The 14,063-nt window shown below is 66.3% G+C and carries 16 protein-coding genes; 14 read left to right on the top strand and 2 right to left on the bottom strand.

Annotated features, from left to right (window positions below; translation table 11 throughout):
- Positions 1-12 precede the first annotated feature (12 nt).
- Positions 13-1,407, bottom strand: a complete 1,395-nt coding sequence (locus tag EL337_RS08475; protein ID WP_048634276.1) for an HNH endonuclease signature motif containing protein — start codon at positions 1,405-1,407, stop codon at positions 13-15.
- Positions 1,408-1,605: 198 nt separating this feature from the next.
- Here EL337_RS08475 and EL337_RS08470 point away from each other — a divergent pair, with 198 nt between their 5' ends.
- From EL337_RS08470 to EL337_RS28940, 8 genes are read left to right on the top strand one after another with little or no spacing between them, the layout of a single operon-like run.
- On the top strand, positions 1,606-2,709 hold the full coding sequence (locus EL337_RS08470; protein ID WP_048634277.1) for a homogentisate 1,2-dioxygenase: 1,104 nt from the start codon (positions 1,606-1,608) through the stop codon (positions 2,707-2,709).
- A gap of 32 nt (positions 2,710-2,741) precedes the next feature.
- Positions 2,742-4,004 (top strand): alpha/beta fold hydrolase, encoded by a 1,263-nt coding sequence (locus tag EL337_RS08465; RefSeq protein ID WP_048634278.1) that lies wholly within the window; start codon positions 2,742-2,744, stop codon positions 4,002-4,004.
- Positions 4,001-5,209, top strand: coding sequence for a CaiB/BaiF CoA transferase family protein (locus EL337_RS08460; RefSeq protein WP_048634279.1), 1,209 nt, complete (start codon positions 4,001-4,003; stop codon positions 5,207-5,209). Before EL337_RS08465 ends, EL337_RS08460 begins: the two co-directional genes overlap by 4 nt.
- A complete protein-coding gene (locus EL337_RS08455) occupies positions 5,206-6,111 on the top strand; it encodes a hydroxymethylglutaryl-CoA lyase (RefSeq protein ID WP_048634280.1) in 906 nt (301 codons plus the stop codon). The genes EL337_RS08460 and EL337_RS08455 overlap by 4 nt, the downstream gene beginning before the upstream one ends.
- Positions 6,112-6,137: 26 nt before the next feature.
- Positions 6,138-6,737 (top strand): TetR/AcrR family transcriptional regulator, encoded by a 600-nt coding sequence (locus tag EL337_RS08450; protein WP_197724208.1) that lies wholly within the window; start codon positions 6,138-6,140, stop codon positions 6,735-6,737.
- Between the two features lie 25 nt (positions 6,738-6,762).
- Positions 6,763-8,004, top strand: a complete 1,242-nt coding sequence (locus tag EL337_RS08445) for an acyl-CoA dehydrogenase family protein (protein ID WP_048634282.1) — start codon at positions 6,763-6,765, stop codon at positions 8,002-8,004.
- The gene (locus tag EL337_RS08440; protein ID WP_048634283.1) at positions 8,001-8,969 is read left to right on the top strand and encodes a phosphotransferase family protein; all 969 of its coding nucleotides are present in this window, start codon (positions 8,001-8,003) and stop codon (positions 8,967-8,969) included. The genes EL337_RS08445 and EL337_RS08440 overlap by 4 nt, the downstream gene beginning before the upstream one ends.
- Positions 8,966-9,304, top strand: coding sequence for a DUF6285 domain-containing protein (locus EL337_RS28940; protein WP_048634284.1), 339 nt, complete (start codon positions 8,966-8,968; stop codon positions 9,302-9,304). The genes EL337_RS08440 and EL337_RS28940 overlap by 4 nt, the downstream gene beginning before the upstream one ends.
- Positions 9,305-9,319: 15 nt before the next feature.
- Here the strand turns inward: EL337_RS28940 and EL337_RS08430 are convergent, their stop codons facing one another.
- Positions 9,320-9,949, bottom strand: coding sequence for a class I SAM-dependent methyltransferase (locus tag EL337_RS08430; RefSeq protein WP_048634285.1), 630 nt, complete (start codon positions 9,947-9,949; stop codon positions 9,320-9,322).
- Between the two features lie 42 nt (positions 9,950-9,991).
- Between EL337_RS08430 and EL337_RS08425 the strand changes: the two genes are divergently transcribed.
- The 6 genes from EL337_RS08425 to nuoD all read left to right on the top strand — a co-directional run bounded on the left by EL337_RS08425 (position 9,992) and on the right by nuoD (position 14,045).
- Positions 9,992-10,384, top strand: coding sequence for a nuclear transport factor 2 family protein (locus EL337_RS08425; protein ID WP_048634286.1), 393 nt, complete (start codon positions 9,992-9,994; stop codon positions 10,382-10,384).
- Between the two features lie 109 nt (positions 10,385-10,493).
- On the top strand, positions 10,494-10,910 hold the full coding sequence (locus EL337_RS08420; protein ID WP_048634287.1) for an Rv3143 family two-component system response regulator: 417 nt from the start codon (positions 10,494-10,496) through the stop codon (positions 10,908-10,910).
- Between the two features lie 168 nt (positions 10,911-11,078).
- Positions 11,079-11,453, top strand: a complete 375-nt coding sequence (locus EL337_RS08415) for an NADH-quinone oxidoreductase subunit A (RefSeq protein WP_048634288.1) — start codon at positions 11,079-11,081, stop codon at positions 11,451-11,453.
- Positions 11,444-11,998, top strand: a complete 555-nt coding sequence (locus EL337_RS08410) for a NuoB/complex I 20 kDa subunit family protein (protein ID WP_048634289.1) — start codon at positions 11,444-11,446, stop codon at positions 11,996-11,998. Before EL337_RS08415 ends, EL337_RS08410 begins: the two co-directional genes overlap by 10 nt.
- Complete coding sequence (locus tag EL337_RS08405) at positions 11,995-12,708, top strand: NADH-quinone oxidoreductase subunit C (protein ID WP_048634290.1); 714 nt, start codon at positions 11,995-11,997, stop codon at positions 12,706-12,708. Before EL337_RS08410 ends, EL337_RS08405 begins: the two co-directional genes overlap by 4 nt.
- Complete coding sequence (gene nuoD, locus EL337_RS08400; protein ID WP_048634291.1) at positions 12,708-14,045, top strand: NADH dehydrogenase (quinone) subunit D; 1,338 nt, start codon at positions 12,708-12,710, stop codon at positions 14,043-14,045. Before EL337_RS08405 ends, nuoD begins: the two co-directional genes overlap by 1 nt.
- The last annotated feature ends 18 nt before the right edge of the window (positions 14,046-14,063 follow it).

The following is a 14,063-nucleotide window of genomic DNA, read 5'->3' as shown; positions in this document are numbered from 1 at the left end:
CGATGCCGCCTCTCACGGTCCGTCGTCGTCTTCGGGCAGGAGGTAGCGCTCGGGGTGGTGATAGCCGTTGACGCGGTGCTGGCCGTTATCGAGGTCGGGTGGTGGGAGCCATTCGGTCTCGTTCTTCGTGTTCTTGCGGGTGCGCCATTGAGTGGTGTCGAGCATGCGGTGATCTTGGGGGCAGGCCAGGGTCATGTCGTCGATGTTGGTGTGTCCGCCGTTGGTCCAGTCGGTGACGGCATGGTGGGCTTCGCACCAGTAGCCGGGGGCGGTGCAGCCCGGGCGGGTGCAGCCGCGGTCGCGGGCGTGCAGCACGATCCGCTGCGCCGCACTGGCGAGCCGCTTCGTGCGGGCCAGATACAGGGACTGGCCGGTGTGCTGGTCGTAGATGTAGAGGTAGTGGTGGGCGTGGGCAGCCATCCGGATCAGATCCGGCATCGGTAGCAGGCTTCCGCCGCCGGTGACCGCGACCCCGGCGCCTTTTTCCAACTCCTGCAGCGTCGTCGAAACGATCACGGTGACCGGTAGGCCGTTGTGGGTGCCGAGATCTCCGGATTCCAGCGCGCGGCGGCCGATCGCCAGAAACGCATCGTGGTTGCGTTGGGCCGCAGTGCGGGTATCGCGGCAGGTGTTCTGCTCCGGCGAGGACTCGCTCTGCTGGCCGGGACCCGTGCCGGCGTCGTCGCCGGAGTTCTCATCGGCGGGCATGTTGTGGCCGGGGGCGGCTTCTTTGGCGAGCAGCGCTTCCCAGATGGCCACGGTTTCGGGAGTCATCCAGCCCGAGATCGAGGCGGTCCCGTCGGGCTGTTGTTTACCGATCCGCACGCCGCGCTTGGCGGCCCGCTCCCGTTCCCGCTCCTCGGGTGCGGCTCCGTCCTGATCGATACACGCCACCAACCGCCTCGCGGCAGCATCAAGGTTGTCGGGATCCAGCCCCGCCGCCAGCTCAGCCAGCTGGGCATCGGCCGCGGCGCGGGTGTCGACATCGACCCAGGACGGTAACGCCGTGTGGAACCGTTCGATGACCTCCACATGCGCGACATCCACCTCCCCGCGGGCTTGGGCGGCAGCAGTGGATTCCCACAGCGGCGCCAACGGCTCGCCGGTGAAGCTCCGGCGTGGGCCCAGCACCTTGGCCCGGGCAATGCGGCGTTTGGCCTCAGCGCTGGTGATCCGCAACGCTGTCGTCAGGACTGCAGGCCAGGTTTTCTCGCCCAACCGGCACGGCTCGGTCTCGGCGGTCAGGCGCGCCAGCGCGCGGTGCTCCAGCGCGGGCACCGCGCGCACCACCGCACTCACTTGCACCAGCAGGCTGATCAGGTCGCGGTGGGACAGCTCGTCGCAGGCCGTCGACAGCACCGCCAGCTGCTCGCCGATGGTCGCGACCGCCTCCGACACCCCATCCATACATCGAACACTAGTTCGACACACCGACACACCCTGTGACACCAGGCCACCCCCGTGACCACAGAAACCCCAGTGGCAGAAGAAAATTCAGAGGTTTAGCGCCTCTCTCATTCGCCGGCACAATTCGCTGTCAGCAACCATTGACTCACCTCAAAGATAAAAGTAATGTCAGTTTTACTTTCGACCGAGGAGCTGAGCATGGAATCGTTCGTCCACCTTCGAAAAGGCAAGACTCCCAAACGGATTCATGCCGACCTCGACGGACTGAAGGACGATGAACTCGGCCGCGGCGGGTTCGTCGGGCGCACGGCGAACATGTACCGCCGCAACGATCCGACCGCGTACCGGACCGTCGGGCCGCTCCGCCCCACCGACGTGTTGAGCAGTGAGCTCAAACCCAGCGACGCCACCGATGCACACGGCGGACCAATGCTCATGTTCTCAAACGCCGATTGCCTGGTAATGCTGTCACGACGCACCGAGCCCATGCCCTACTTCGCCCGATACGTCGACGGCGACCTGCTGTCCTTCGTCCATCGCGGATCCGGTTCCCTGGAAACCGAATTCGGCCCGCTCAACTATCGCCAGGGCGACTGGATCTATCTCCCCAAGGCATGTACATGGCGGCAGGTTCCTGCTGAGGAGACCACGCTGCTCATGATCCAGGCCACCGACGAGTTCCGCGTGCCGCCGCCCGGCTCGCTCGGCCGTCACTTCCCGTTCGACCCCGCCCAGGCGACCATCCCCGAACCCCAACCCATCGACGATGACGGCAGGGACGAGTACGAGGTCCGGTTGATCCACTCCGAGATAGACGGCGCCGGGACCACCTCGCTTTTCTACCAACACAATCCGCTGGACGTCGAAGGCTGGCGAGGCGACAACTTTCCGTTCACGTTCAACATCGACGACTACACGGTCATCACCTCCGAGAGCGTTCACCTGCCGCCCACGGTCCACCTGTTCATGCAGGCCACCGGCGTCTACGTGATGAACTTCCTACCCAAGCCGGCTGAGTCGGTCCCCGGCACCGAACGGACGCCCTGGTATCACCGAAACGTCGACTTCGACGAGATCGCGTTCTTCCACGACGGTTCTCTGTACGGGATACCGATGCCCCCCGGACTGGTGTCCCACGCCCCACAGGGAGTGCACCACGGGGCGCCGGAGAAAGCGCGTGAACGGGCCCGCCGCAAGTTCGACGACTACAACCGGGTGGACTGGTCGGTGATCGCCATCGACACCCGGCGCCGCCTCGTTCCGTCCCCCGAGATTCTCGCCAACGACCTGGGACAGCACTGATGAGCACTTGCGCGAAGAAGAGAAGAGTCTGAATGACCACCACGGCCGACCGCCCCGCACCCGTCAAGCACGAGTACGAGCGCATCCCGTATCTGGTTGCCTATCAGAACAACTCGGCGGTGCGCGACGTCTACGGCGGTGTCGCGGAGCTGGTTGTCCTGGAGAGCTATCTCCTCAAGCCGAAGACCACATCAGACACCGGAGCCGCCCCGGCGGCGACATCAGACACCGGAGCCGCCCCGGCGGCGACATCAGACACCGTGCTGGTGTTCATGCACCCCATCGGCGGCGGCGCCTACCTGCCGATGATCAACGGCCTGGCCCGCGCCGGACACCACGTCATCTATTGCAACAGCCGGTTCCGGGGCACGGATTCGGCGCTGCTGATGGAGAAGGTCGTCGAGGATCTCGGCGAGTGCATCAAGGACGCAAAGAACCGCCTCGGCTACTCCAAAGTGGTGCTCGCCGGATGGAGCGGCGGCGGATCGCTGTCGGTGTTCTATCAGCAGCAGGCCCAGCACCCCACGGTCACCGGCAGCCCGTCCGGCGACGGGCCGGACCTGACAAAGCTTGGACTGATCCCCGCCGACGGCATCATGCTGCTTGCCGCGCACATCAGCAGGCACGGGACCATGACCGAGTGGATGGACGCATCGATTCTCGACGAGGCGGACCCCACCAATCGTGACCCGGAGTTGGACCTCTACAACCCCGACAACCCCAATCAGCCTCCGTACACGCCGGAGTTCCTGGAGCGCTACCACCAGGCACAGATCGCGCGTAACCGGCGAATCACCGCATGGGTCAAGGCGAAGCTCGCTGACCTGAAGGAGGCTGGCCGACCGGACGACGAGTTCGCGTTCGTCGTGCACGGCACCATGGCCGATCCCCGCTGGCTGGACCCGACGGTCGATCCGAATGAACGCACCCCCGGGACGTGTTATCTGGGCGATCCTCAGGTGGTGAACATGAGCCCGGTGGGTCTGGCGCGGTTCTGCACGCTGCGCAGCTGGTTGTCGCAATGGAGCTACGACGACGCCAACGGTGATGCCGTCAAGGCCGGACCGGACATCGCTGTGCCCACCCTCGTCATCGGCAACCTCGCCGACGACGCGTGCACACCAAGCCACACCCGCAGGATCTTCGAGGCGATCGGGCATCAAGATAAAGAGATGTACGAGATCACCGGAGCCAACCACTACTACGCCGGCGTCGACCAGCGCGACAAGCTGCGCGAGGCCACCGCCATCGTCACCGACTGGCTGCAGCGCCACGACTTCGCAGGCGCCCGATGACCTCTCCGACCGGCCCACTGGACGGCATCCGGGTCATCGAGGTCGGCACGCTGATCTCCGGGCCGTTCGCGGGTCGACTGCTCGGCGACATGGGTGCCGAGGTCGTCAAGATCGAGCCGCCCGGCGCGCCGGACCCGCTGCGGACGTGGGGGCAGGCCGAGCTCGATGGCCACCATTTCTTCTGGACGGTGCACGCGCGAAACAAGAAAGCGGTGACGCTCAACCTCCGCGTCCCGGAGGGTCGCGCCCTCTTCCTCGATCTGGTCGAGAAGTCGGACGTCGTCGTCGAGAACTTCCGTCCCGGCACCCTGGAGAAATGGGGGCTGGGGTACGACGTCCTGCGTGCACGCAATCGCGGCATCATCCTGGTGCGGGTCTCGGGATATGGCCAGACCGGGCCCGAGGCCCACAAAGCCGGCTACGCCTCGGTCGCGGAAGCCGCGAGCGGTTTGCGGCACATGAACGGCTTTCCCGGCGGCCCTCCCCCACGGCTGGCGCTGTCGCTCGGCGACAGTCTCGCCGGCATGTTCGCCGCCCAGGGCGCGCTGGCGGCGCTGTATCGCCGCTCCGTCACCGGGGAAGGCCAGGTGGTCGACGCCGCGCTGACCGAATCCTGTCTGGCGGTGCAGGAATCCACCATTCCCGACTATGACGTCGGCGGGGTGGTGCGAGGGCCGTCCGGTACCCGCCTGGAGGGTATCGCGCCGTCGAACATCTATCCGACCGCCGATGGCAGCTGGGTGGTCATCGCGGCGAATCAGGACACCGTCTTCCGCCGGCTGTGCGCGGCTATGGGACATCCCGAACTGGCCACCGACGAACGATTCGCCAATCACGTTGCGCGGGGCCGCAATCAGGACGAGATCGACAAGATCATCGCAGCGTGGGCCGCCGAACGTCACCCGGCCGACATCATCGCGACCCTGTCCGAGGCCGGGGTGATCAGCGGACCCATCAACACCGTCGCCGAGGTCGTCGAGGACCCGCAGCTGCAGGCGCGGGGCATGATCGCCGACCACTGGGACGAGCGCATCGGACGCAATGTCAAGGGTCCGGGTGTGGTGCCGGTGCTCTCTGATACGCCGGGCACCATCCGCAGTGCCGGGTCGTCGCGGCCAGGCCAGCACAACGCCGAGATCTACCTCGAGCTCCTGGGCAGGACCGAGGCCCAGATGGTGGCGCTGCGCGAGGAGGGTGTCATATGAGTGATCTACCCACACATGTCGACATCCGGGACGTGTCCCTGCGCGATGGATTGCAGATCGAGGAGCCGATTCCGTTGGCGGCTAAGCTCGAGCTGCTCGCCGCGATCGCCGCGACCGGGGTGCGGGAGATGGAGGCGACGGCTTTCGTGTCGCCGTCGAAGGTTCCCGCCCTCGCCGACGCGGCTGAGCTGGCCGCGGAACTGCACAACTTCCCGGACATCGAGTTCTCGGCGCTGGTGGCCAGTCCCAACGGCGCCAAGAGGGCGATCGCCGCGGGACTGCGGTCGATCGAGTTCGTGGTGTCCGCCGCAGACGGTCACAGCCGGGCCAATGTGGGCCGCTCCTCCGCGGAGGCGACAGCACAGATTCCCGAGATCGTCGGGATCGCGCACGACAGCGGCGTCTCTGTCGAGGTCATCGTCGCCACCGCATGGGACTGCCCGTTCGACGGGCCGACACCCCCGCAGCGGGTCATCGACATCGTCACGGCCGCCACCGACGCCGCAGTCGACCGCCTGGCGATCGCCGACACCATCGGCACCACCACGCCGCGCCGGGTCGCAGAGCTGATCGCCCTGGTGCGTCCGCACATCGGCGACATCCCGCTCGGCGCACACTTCCACAACACCCGCGGCGCCGGACTGGCCAGCGCCTACGCCGCCGTATGCGCAGGCGTCACCCGGCTGGACGCCTCCGTCGGCGGACTCGGCGGCTGCCCGTTCGCGCCCGGGGCCAGCGGCAACATCGCGGCCGAGGATCTGGTTTACCTGTTGCGGGACAGCGGCATCCACGTCGATGTGGATCTGGAGGCGGCGATCGCCGCGGCCCGCGCCGCCCAGGACGCAGTGGGTCACGGCCTGCCCAGCTCGCTGCTGCGCGCCGGTGACCGGATCCTGGATTAACGGCCGTGCCGCCGGGACCATCAGAGATGCTGAGCGCCAAGGGGCGCCAGACCCGCGATGCGCTGGCACAAGCGGCGCGGAAACTGTTCGCCGAACGCGGTTTCCACGGCACCACGCTCGGCGACATCACCTCCGCGGCCGGCAAGTCGCCTGCGGCGTTCTACCGGTACTTCGCCGACAAGGAGGACCTGCTCGCCGACCTGGCACAGTCGTTCCTGCATGAGGTCGTGCAACCGTCTGGCCTGAGCCTGCCGCTGCCGGAGTCACCGGACGACGACGCGTTCTTCACCACCGTCGTCACCGGCTACTGGACGATGTTCAAACAGAACATCGGAATCATGATCGCCGTGGCTCAGCTCGCGGCCACCCAGCCGCGTTTCGCTGTGGTGCAGAACGAGTTCCGCAGATTCGGCATGGACATCGTCGCCGCCTCGGTACGCCGCGCACAGCAACAGGGCTTTGCTTCGGACCTCAATCCCGAACACACCGCGGCGGCCATCGCGCTGCTGTTCGAGAACTTCACCACCGTAATCGTCGGGGCTTCCGGCCTCGGGATCGAGATGAGCGACCAGGACGCCATCGCCACCCTGTCGCGGATCTGGAAGAAGACGCTGTACGGATACTGACCAGCCAGACGTTCAAAGGAGAACAATGGATTTCACCCTTCCCGACCATCTTCCCGGTCTGCTCGCCGAGATGGACGCGTTCATCGAGGCCGAGATCAAGCCGCTGGAACGCGAACACATGCAGTACTTCGATCAGCGTCGCGAGTACGCCCGCACCGACTGGGACAACGGTGGCGTCCCGCGGCGGGAATGGGAGGACCTGCTCGGTGAGATGCGCCGGCGCGCCGACAAGGCCGGCTGGCTGCGTTACGGTCTGCCGTCGCAGTTCGGCGGCAGGGACGGCAGCAACATCGACATGGCGGTGATCCGGGAGCATCTGGCGCACAAGGGCCTCGGTCTGCACAACGATCTTCAGGACGAATCCTCGATCGTCGGCAACTTCCCTCAGGTGATCATGATGGATCGCTTCGGTACCGAGGAGCAGAAGAAGGAGTGGACCGACGCGCTGATCACGGGCGAGCGGTCGATGGCGTTCGGCCTGACCGAACCCAACCACGGCTCCGACGCCACCTGGCTGGAGACCACCGCGGTCCGCGACGGCGGCGAATGGGTGATCAACGGCGCGAAGCGGTTCAACACCGGGGTGCACCGCGCCACCCACGACCTGGTGTTCGCACGGACGTCCGGCGAGCAGGGTCAGGCGCGCGGCATCAGTGCGTTCCTGGTGCCCACCGACGCACCCGGGTTCTCGGTGCCGTACTACTGGTGGACGTTCAACATGCCCACCGATCACGGCGAGGTGCTCCTGGAGAATGTCCGCGTCGCCGACGACGCGATTCTCGGGGAGGTCGACCGCGGCCTCGAGGTCGGCCAGACTTTTCTGCACGAGAACAGGATTCGCCAGGCGGCCAGTAGCCTCGGCGCAGCCCAGTACTGCATCGACCGTGCCGTCACGTACGCCGGCGAGCGCAAGGTCTTCGGCAAACCCCTGGCGGTGAATCAGGCGGTTCAGTGGCCGCTGGTGGAGTTGCAGACCGAGGCGCAGATGGTGCGCCTCCTGGTTCGCTTTGCCGCCACCGAACTCGATCGCAACCACCACATGGAGGTTTCGGACAAGGTCTCGATGGCCAACTACCGGGCCAACCGCCTGGTGTGTGAAGCCGCGGACCGGGCGATGCAGGTGTTCGGCGGGGTGGGCTACAGCAGGCACGAGCCGTTCGAGCACATCTATCGGCATCACCGGCGCTACCGGATCACCGAGGGGGCAGAGGAGATCCAGATCCGTCGGGTGGCGCAGCGGCTGTTCGGGTTCGGGACCCACAGGTGAGTGCAGACCTGGCGCGGGCGCTCGAAAGTGCGCTCCAGCCGGTCCTCGGCGACGTCACGGTGGAGAACCTGCAACGGCTGACCGGGGGTGCGAGCAGAACGACGTGGGCGTTCGACGCGCTGGGCGTCGACCGGCGAGCGCTGATTCTGCGTACCGGCGCCCGCGACGACATCCACGCCAGCATGGAGTTGGAGGCCCACGCCCAGCAGCGCGCCGCGGCAGCGGGCGCCCCGGTCCCCCACATCCTGGCCGCGGACAATTCGCCTGCGGCCGTGGGTGATCCGTTCCTGATCTGCGATGCCATCCCTGGTGAGACGATCGTTCGGCGCATCTTTCGGAGCCTGGACGATGCGGGGCGAGCACGATTGCTGCAGCAGTGCGCCACGGCGTTGGCGGCGATCCACCGCGCGGATCCCGACGGCATCGGCCTGGCCACCCCCGACGAGCTCGCCGGCTGGCGCACCCGCCTCGACGAGATCGGCGACACCACAGCGACGTTCGAATGGACGTTCCGCCGTCTCGCCGACGAGCGTCCCGCCCCGTCTCCGATGCGGCTGGTGCACGGCGACTTCCGGATGGGCAATCTCATCGTCGACGACTCCGGGCTGGCCGCGGTACTGGACTGGGAGCTCACCCACATCGGCGAGATCTACGAGGACCTGGCCTGGTTCTGCATCCGGGCCTGGCGCTTCGGCGCGCCCGAGTCGCAGGGAGCGGGAGGACTCGGCAGCGTGGACACTTTCCTCCGGGCCTATGAGAATGCCTCGGGAACCGAACTCGACCGCAGCGCATTTCGCTGGTGGCTGACCGTCGCCACGCTGCGGTGGGGTGTGATCTGCAGGCATCAGGCCGAACGGCACCTGTCAGGTGAGACGCCCTCGGTCGAGCTGGCTGCCATCGGCCGGCGGGTCAGCGAGACGGAATGGGACCTGCTGGATCTGCTGACAGGGAGGGGACCCCGATGACGTCGGCAACTCGACGGCCCACCGCGGCGGAACTCATCGCGGCCGTCGCCGCCTTCCTCGATGACGATGTCCGCGCCGTCGGAGGCCCGGTGGGATTCCACGCCAGAGTGGCAGCCAACGTGTTGCGCATCGTGGAACGTGAGCTGCTGGACAGCGACGGCGACTCGGTTCGCGACGCCCTCGGAGGGCTCGGCTGCGCCGACGAGACCGAATTGGCGCTCGCCATCCGCGAGGGCCAGCTCGACGGACGCGCCGACGAGGTGACGGCGTGCCTGCAGGTGTTGGTGCGGCACCGGCTGTCGCTCGACCACCCGGGGTACGCCGACGAGCGATGAGCCTGCGTCAGCCGGTCAGCGTCGGCGGACGCGCACCAGCCAGGCCGGTTCGTCGACCACGGCACCGACAGCGAGTCCCAGCGCGTCGGCATGCACCTCGGTCACCAGCCCCCGGTAGGTGGTCGTGGTCAGCGATTCGACATCCCAACCGGCACCGAACGCATCACGGATGGTGCGCTCGCTGACCTCGGGCCCGAACCCACGCCCGGCATCGGACAGCGCAAGCACGTGCACGACCGAGCCCGGGCGGGTGGCGTTGTGCAGGCTGCGGACATAAGCGGCGCGGTCACCGTCATCGAAGATGTGGAACAACGCGCTGTCGACCACCGTGTCGTAGCTCGGGGTACCGGCCAGGTGCAATGCGTCGGCGACCTCGAAGCGGGCGTCGACGCCGCGGTCGGCGGCGTTGCGGCGCGCCTGCTCGACGGCGGTGGGCGCACCGTCCACGCCGAGCACGTCATAGCCGGCCGCGGCCAGCAGGATTGTGTGCTCGCCGGCGCCGCAGCCGACGTCGAGCACGCGGCCGGTGATGAGGCCGCTGCGTTCGAGCTCGACGATGGCCGGTTGCGGCTCGCCGATGACCCATGGCGGGGTCTGGTTCTTGTAGAAGTCGTCGAAACGGGAGATCGTGGGGGTCAGGTCCATGCCCACCAGTGTTCAACCTGAACCGAAGTTGAGGTCAATGCCGTGACGGACACCGCCATCGACGCCGTTGCCGACAGGTTGTTCGCCGCCATCGCTGGCAGTGACCTCGAGACCGTGTCGCAACTGTTCAGCCCTGGCGTATCGGTGTGGCACAGCGGCGACAGCCGGGACAACGACCACAGACGGTCGGTGAAGATCATCGACTGGTTCATCAGGACCACCGCCGGCCGACGGTACGAGATCCTGGACCGTCAGCTGTTCGACGGCGGATTCGTCCAGCAGCACATCCTGCACGCCGACGCCCACAGTGGCGCTTCGATTGCGATGCGGGTGTGCATCGTGATCAAGGTCGGTACGGACGGTCTGATAACCCGCGTCGACGAGTACTTCGACCCCGCCGAGATGGCGGCGTTGATGTCACCGGCCCAGTCGTGAGGTCAGTTCACCGGCATGGGAACAGCATTCGTGGCCGGAACAGCGCTACACCGGGCCATTTTCGGCGACTTGAACGTCGGGGTACCGCCACCGGGCTAACATCGCGCGCATGGCTGTGCCATCCCGCGAGCAATCGCGGCCGCTGGACCCGTTGCGGATCCTCGTCTACAGCGACAACCCGAGGACCAGGGAGCAGGTCCGGCTTGCGCTCGGCAAACGGATCCATCCAGAGCTTCCGGAACTGAGCTACGTCGAGATCGCCACCGGCCCGATGGTGATAAGGCAGATGGACGAGGGCGGGTTCGATCTTGTGATCCTCGACGGGGAGGCGTCCCCGGTCGGCGGGATGGGAATCGCCAAACAACTCAAGGATGAGATCGCACACTGTCCGCCGGTGCTGGTGTTGACGGGACGCCCCGATGACGCGTGGCTGGCCCGATGGTCGCGCGCGGAGGCTGCGGTGCCGCATCCGATCGACCCGATCCGGTTGGGCGACGCGGTCGTGTCGCTGCTACGCCCCGCCTGACAGCCGTCCAGATAACGAAATTCACTGCTGCACAGCCCCATTCGAGGCAGTGCGGCATCGCCGAATGGCGCCAGAAGCGATACTAACCAAAATGTGTGGCTTGCATCTAAAACAGGGCTAGGCTGTGTCATAGCTCACATCGACGGCCCCGAGGAGCTGCTGCGCAGTATGAATTTGTACACGCCGATCCTGGTGCTTGGTGCGATCGCTGCTGTGTTCGCTGTCGGTTCGGTGGGGATCGCGCTGCTGATCGGTCCAAGGCGCTACAACCACGCAAAACTCGAGGCGTACGAGTGCGGGATCGAGCCGATGGATCCGTCCGACCCGGCGGTGGCAGCCACGGCCCAGCGATTCCCGATCAAGTACTACCTGACGGCCATGCTCTTCATCATCTTCGACATCGAGATCGTTTTCCTCTATCCGTGGGCGGTCGCGTTCGAGAGCATCGGCACCTTCGGGGTTATCGCGGTGGCGCTTTTCCTGTTCAACGTGTCGGTGGCATACGCCTACGAGTGGCGGCGAGGAGGCCTGGTATGGGACTAGAAGAAAAACTGCCCGGCGGGATTCTGCTGTCGACGGTCGAGAAGGTCGCCGGCTACGTGCGCAAAGGCTCCCTGTGGCCGGCGACGTTCGGCCTGGCGTGCTGCGCGATCGAGATGATGGCCACGGCAGGGCCGCGCTTCGACATCTCCCGGTTCGGCATGGAGCGGTTCTCGGCGACACCTCGGCAGGCGGATCTGATGATCGTCGCGGGCCGGGTGAGCCAGAAGATGGCGCCGGTACTACGTCAGATCTACGACCAGATGGCCGAACCCAAGTGGGTCCTGGCGATGGGTGTGTGCGCGTCATCCGGCGGCATGTTCAACAACTACGCCGTCGTCCAGGGTGTCGATCACGTGGTACCCGTGGATATCTACCTTCCGGGTTGCCCGCCCCGGCCTGAGATGCTGCTACACGCAATCCTCAAGTTGCACGACAAGATTCAGGAGATGCCGCTCGGCGTGAACCGCGAGGAGGCCATCAGGGAAGCTGAGAAGGCTGCGCTGGCGATCACGCCGACGATCGAACTGAAGGGCCTCCTGCGGTGACCGGCCTCTCCGGCGACGAGCAGACGGCGCGCCGCGACACCGATGGCGACGCGGGTCCGGAGGTGATCGGGGTGCGGCGCGGCATGTTCGGGGCCAAGGGCAGCGGCGACACCTCGGGCTATGGCCGGTTGATCCGGCCGGTCGCGCTCCCCGGCAGTTCACCGCGGCCCTACGGCGGTTACTTCGACGACGTGGTCGACGCATTGGCCGCCGCGCTCGGCGAGCAGGCATTTGCCGAATCCATCGAGCGCATTGTCGTCTTTCGTGACGAGCTCACCCTGGAGGTCCACCGCGAGCACCTGGCCGTCGTCGCCCAGGCTCTGCGCGACGACCCGGCACTGCGGTTCGAGTTGTGCCTCGGCGTGAGCGGGGTGCACTATCCCGGCGACGCCGGCCGCGAACTGCACGCGGTCTACCCGTTGCTGTCGATCACCCACAACCGCCGCATCCGCGTGGAGGTCGCCGCCCCTGACGGCGATCCGCACATCCCCTCTCTGTTCCGGGTGTATCCGACCACCGACTGGCACGAGCGCGAGACCTACGACTTCTTCGGCATCATCTTCGACGGACATCCTTCGCTGACGCGTATCGAGATGCCGGACGACTGGGTGGGCCATCCGCAGCGGAAAGACTATCCGCTGGGCGGGATTCCGGTCGAATACCACGGAGCCGAGATCCCGCCGCCCGATGAGCGGAGGGCGTACAACTGATGACCACGTCGCAGAGCATTCCCGGTCCGACCGACCGTGTGGTTGTCGTCGGCGGCCAGGACTGGGACCAAGTCGTCACTGCCGCCCGGCAGAATGCCGCCGAGAACGCCGGCGAGCGCATCGTCGTCAACATGGGGCCACAGCATCCGTCGACGCACGGGGTGCTGCGGTTGATCCTGGAGATCGAGGGCGAGACCATCGTCGAGGCCCGGTGCGGGATCGGCTACCTGCACACCGGTATCGAGAAGAACCTGGAATTCCGCACCTGGACCCAGGGCGTCACGTTCGTGACCCGAATGGATTACCTGTCACCGTTCTTCAACGAGACCGTGTACTGCCTCGGAGTGGAGAAACTGCTGGGCGTCACCGACGACATCCCGGAGCGCGCCTCCGTGATCCGGGTGATGATGATGGAGCTCAACAGGATCTCCAGCCACCTGGTCGCCCTCGCGACCGGCGGCATGGAACTCGGCGCCATGACAGCGATGTTCCTCGGTTTCCGGGAACGCGAACTGATCCTGTCGGTGTTCGAGACCATCACCGGGCTCCGCATGAACAACGCCTACATCCGGCCCGGCGGAGTGGCCGCCGATCTGCCCGACGAAGGTCTTCCCCAGGTGCGGGACCTGCTCACGCTGTTGCCCACCCGGCTGCGCGACATGGAGAACCTGCTCAACGAGAACTACATCTGGAAGGCCCGCACACAGGACATCGGCTACCTCGACCTCACCGGGTGCATGGCCCTCGGTATCACCGGCCCGATACTGCGCTCCACCGGCCTGCCGCACGACCTGCGCAAGTCGCAGCCCTATTGCGGCTACGAGACATACGATTTCGATGTCGTCACCGACGACCGGTGTGACTCCTATGGCCGTTACCTGATCCGCGTGAAGGAGATGCGCGAGTCGATCAAGATCGTCGAGCAATGTGTCGACAGACTCGAACGCTCGACCGGAGAGCCGGTGATGATCACCGACAAGAAGCTGGCCTGGCCGGCCGACCTGAAGGTCGGCCCGGACGGTCTGGGTAACTCCCCCGAGCACATCGCCAAGATCATGGGTCATTCGATGGAAGGCCTGATCCATCACTTCAAACTGGTCACCGAGGGCATCCGTGTGCCGGCGGGCCAGGTCTACACCGCGGTGGAATCACCGCGGGGCGAGCTGGGAGTGCACATGGTGTCCGACGGTGGCACCAGGCCGTACCGCGTGCACTATCGGGACCCGTCGTTCACCAATCTTCAAGCGGTGGCGGCGATGTGCGAGGGCGGCATGGTTGCCGACGCCATCACGGCGGTGGCGTCGATCGATCCGGTGATGGGCGGGGTGGACCGATGAGCGCTTGCGCGAAGAGGA

This window comes from Mycolicibacterium aurum, assembly GCF_900637195.1.
Lineage (GTDB): Bacteria > Actinomycetota > Actinomycetes > Mycobacteriales > Mycobacteriaceae > Mycobacterium > Mycobacterium aurum.
This window is presented reverse-complemented; position numbering and strand designations above follow the sequence as displayed.

What these genes read in the sequence shown, in the direction of transcription:
- EL337_RS08415 (WP_048634288.1), top strand. Translation starts at nt 11,079, where the DNA reads ATGAATTTGTACACGCCGATCCTGGTGCTTGGTGCGATCGCTGCTGTG.
- EL337_RS28940 (WP_048634284.1), top strand. Translation starts at nt 8,966, where the DNA reads ATGACGTCGGCAACTCGACGGCCCACCGCGGCGGAACTCATCGCGGCC.
- EL337_RS08410 (WP_048634289.1), top strand. Translation starts at nt 11,444, where the DNA reads ATGGGACTAGAAGAAAAACTGCCCGGCGGGATTCTGCTGTCGACGGTC.
- EL337_RS08445 (WP_048634282.1), top strand. Translation starts at nt 6,763, where the DNA reads ATGGATTTCACCCTTCCCGACCATCTTCCCGGTCTGCTCGCCGAGATG.
- EL337_RS08430 (WP_048634285.1), bottom strand. Translation starts at nt 9,949, where the DNA reads ATGGACCTGACCCCCACGATCTCCCGTTTCGACGACTTCTACAAGAAC.
- EL337_RS08450 (WP_197724208.1), top strand. Translation starts at nt 6,138, where the DNA reads ATGCTGAGCGCCAAGGGGCGCCAGACCCGCGATGCGCTGGCACAAGCG.
- nuoD (WP_048634291.1), top strand. Translation starts at nt 12,708, where the DNA reads ATGACCACGTCGCAGAGCATTCCCGGTCCGACCGACCGTGTGGTTGTC.
- EL337_RS08455 (WP_048634280.1), top strand. Translation starts at nt 5,206, where the DNA reads ATGAGTGATCTACCCACACATGTCGACATCCGGGACGTGTCCCTGCGC.
- EL337_RS08470 (WP_048634277.1), top strand. Translation starts at nt 1,606, where the DNA reads ATGGAATCGTTCGTCCACCTTCGAAAAGGCAAGACTCCCAAACGGATT.
- EL337_RS08475 (WP_048634276.1), bottom strand. Translation starts at nt 1,407, where the DNA reads ATGGATGGGGTGTCGGAGGCGGTCGCGACCATCGGCGAGCAGCTGGCG.
- EL337_RS08465 (WP_048634278.1), top strand. Translation starts at nt 2,742, where the DNA reads ATGACCACCACGGCCGACCGCCCCGCACCCGTCAAGCACGAGTACGAG.
- EL337_RS08460 (WP_048634279.1), top strand. Translation starts at nt 4,001, where the DNA reads ATGACCTCTCCGACCGGCCCACTGGACGGCATCCGGGTCATCGAGGTC.
- EL337_RS08420 (WP_048634287.1), top strand. Translation starts at nt 10,494, where the DNA reads ATGGCTGTGCCATCCCGCGAGCAATCGCGGCCGCTGGACCCGTTGCGG.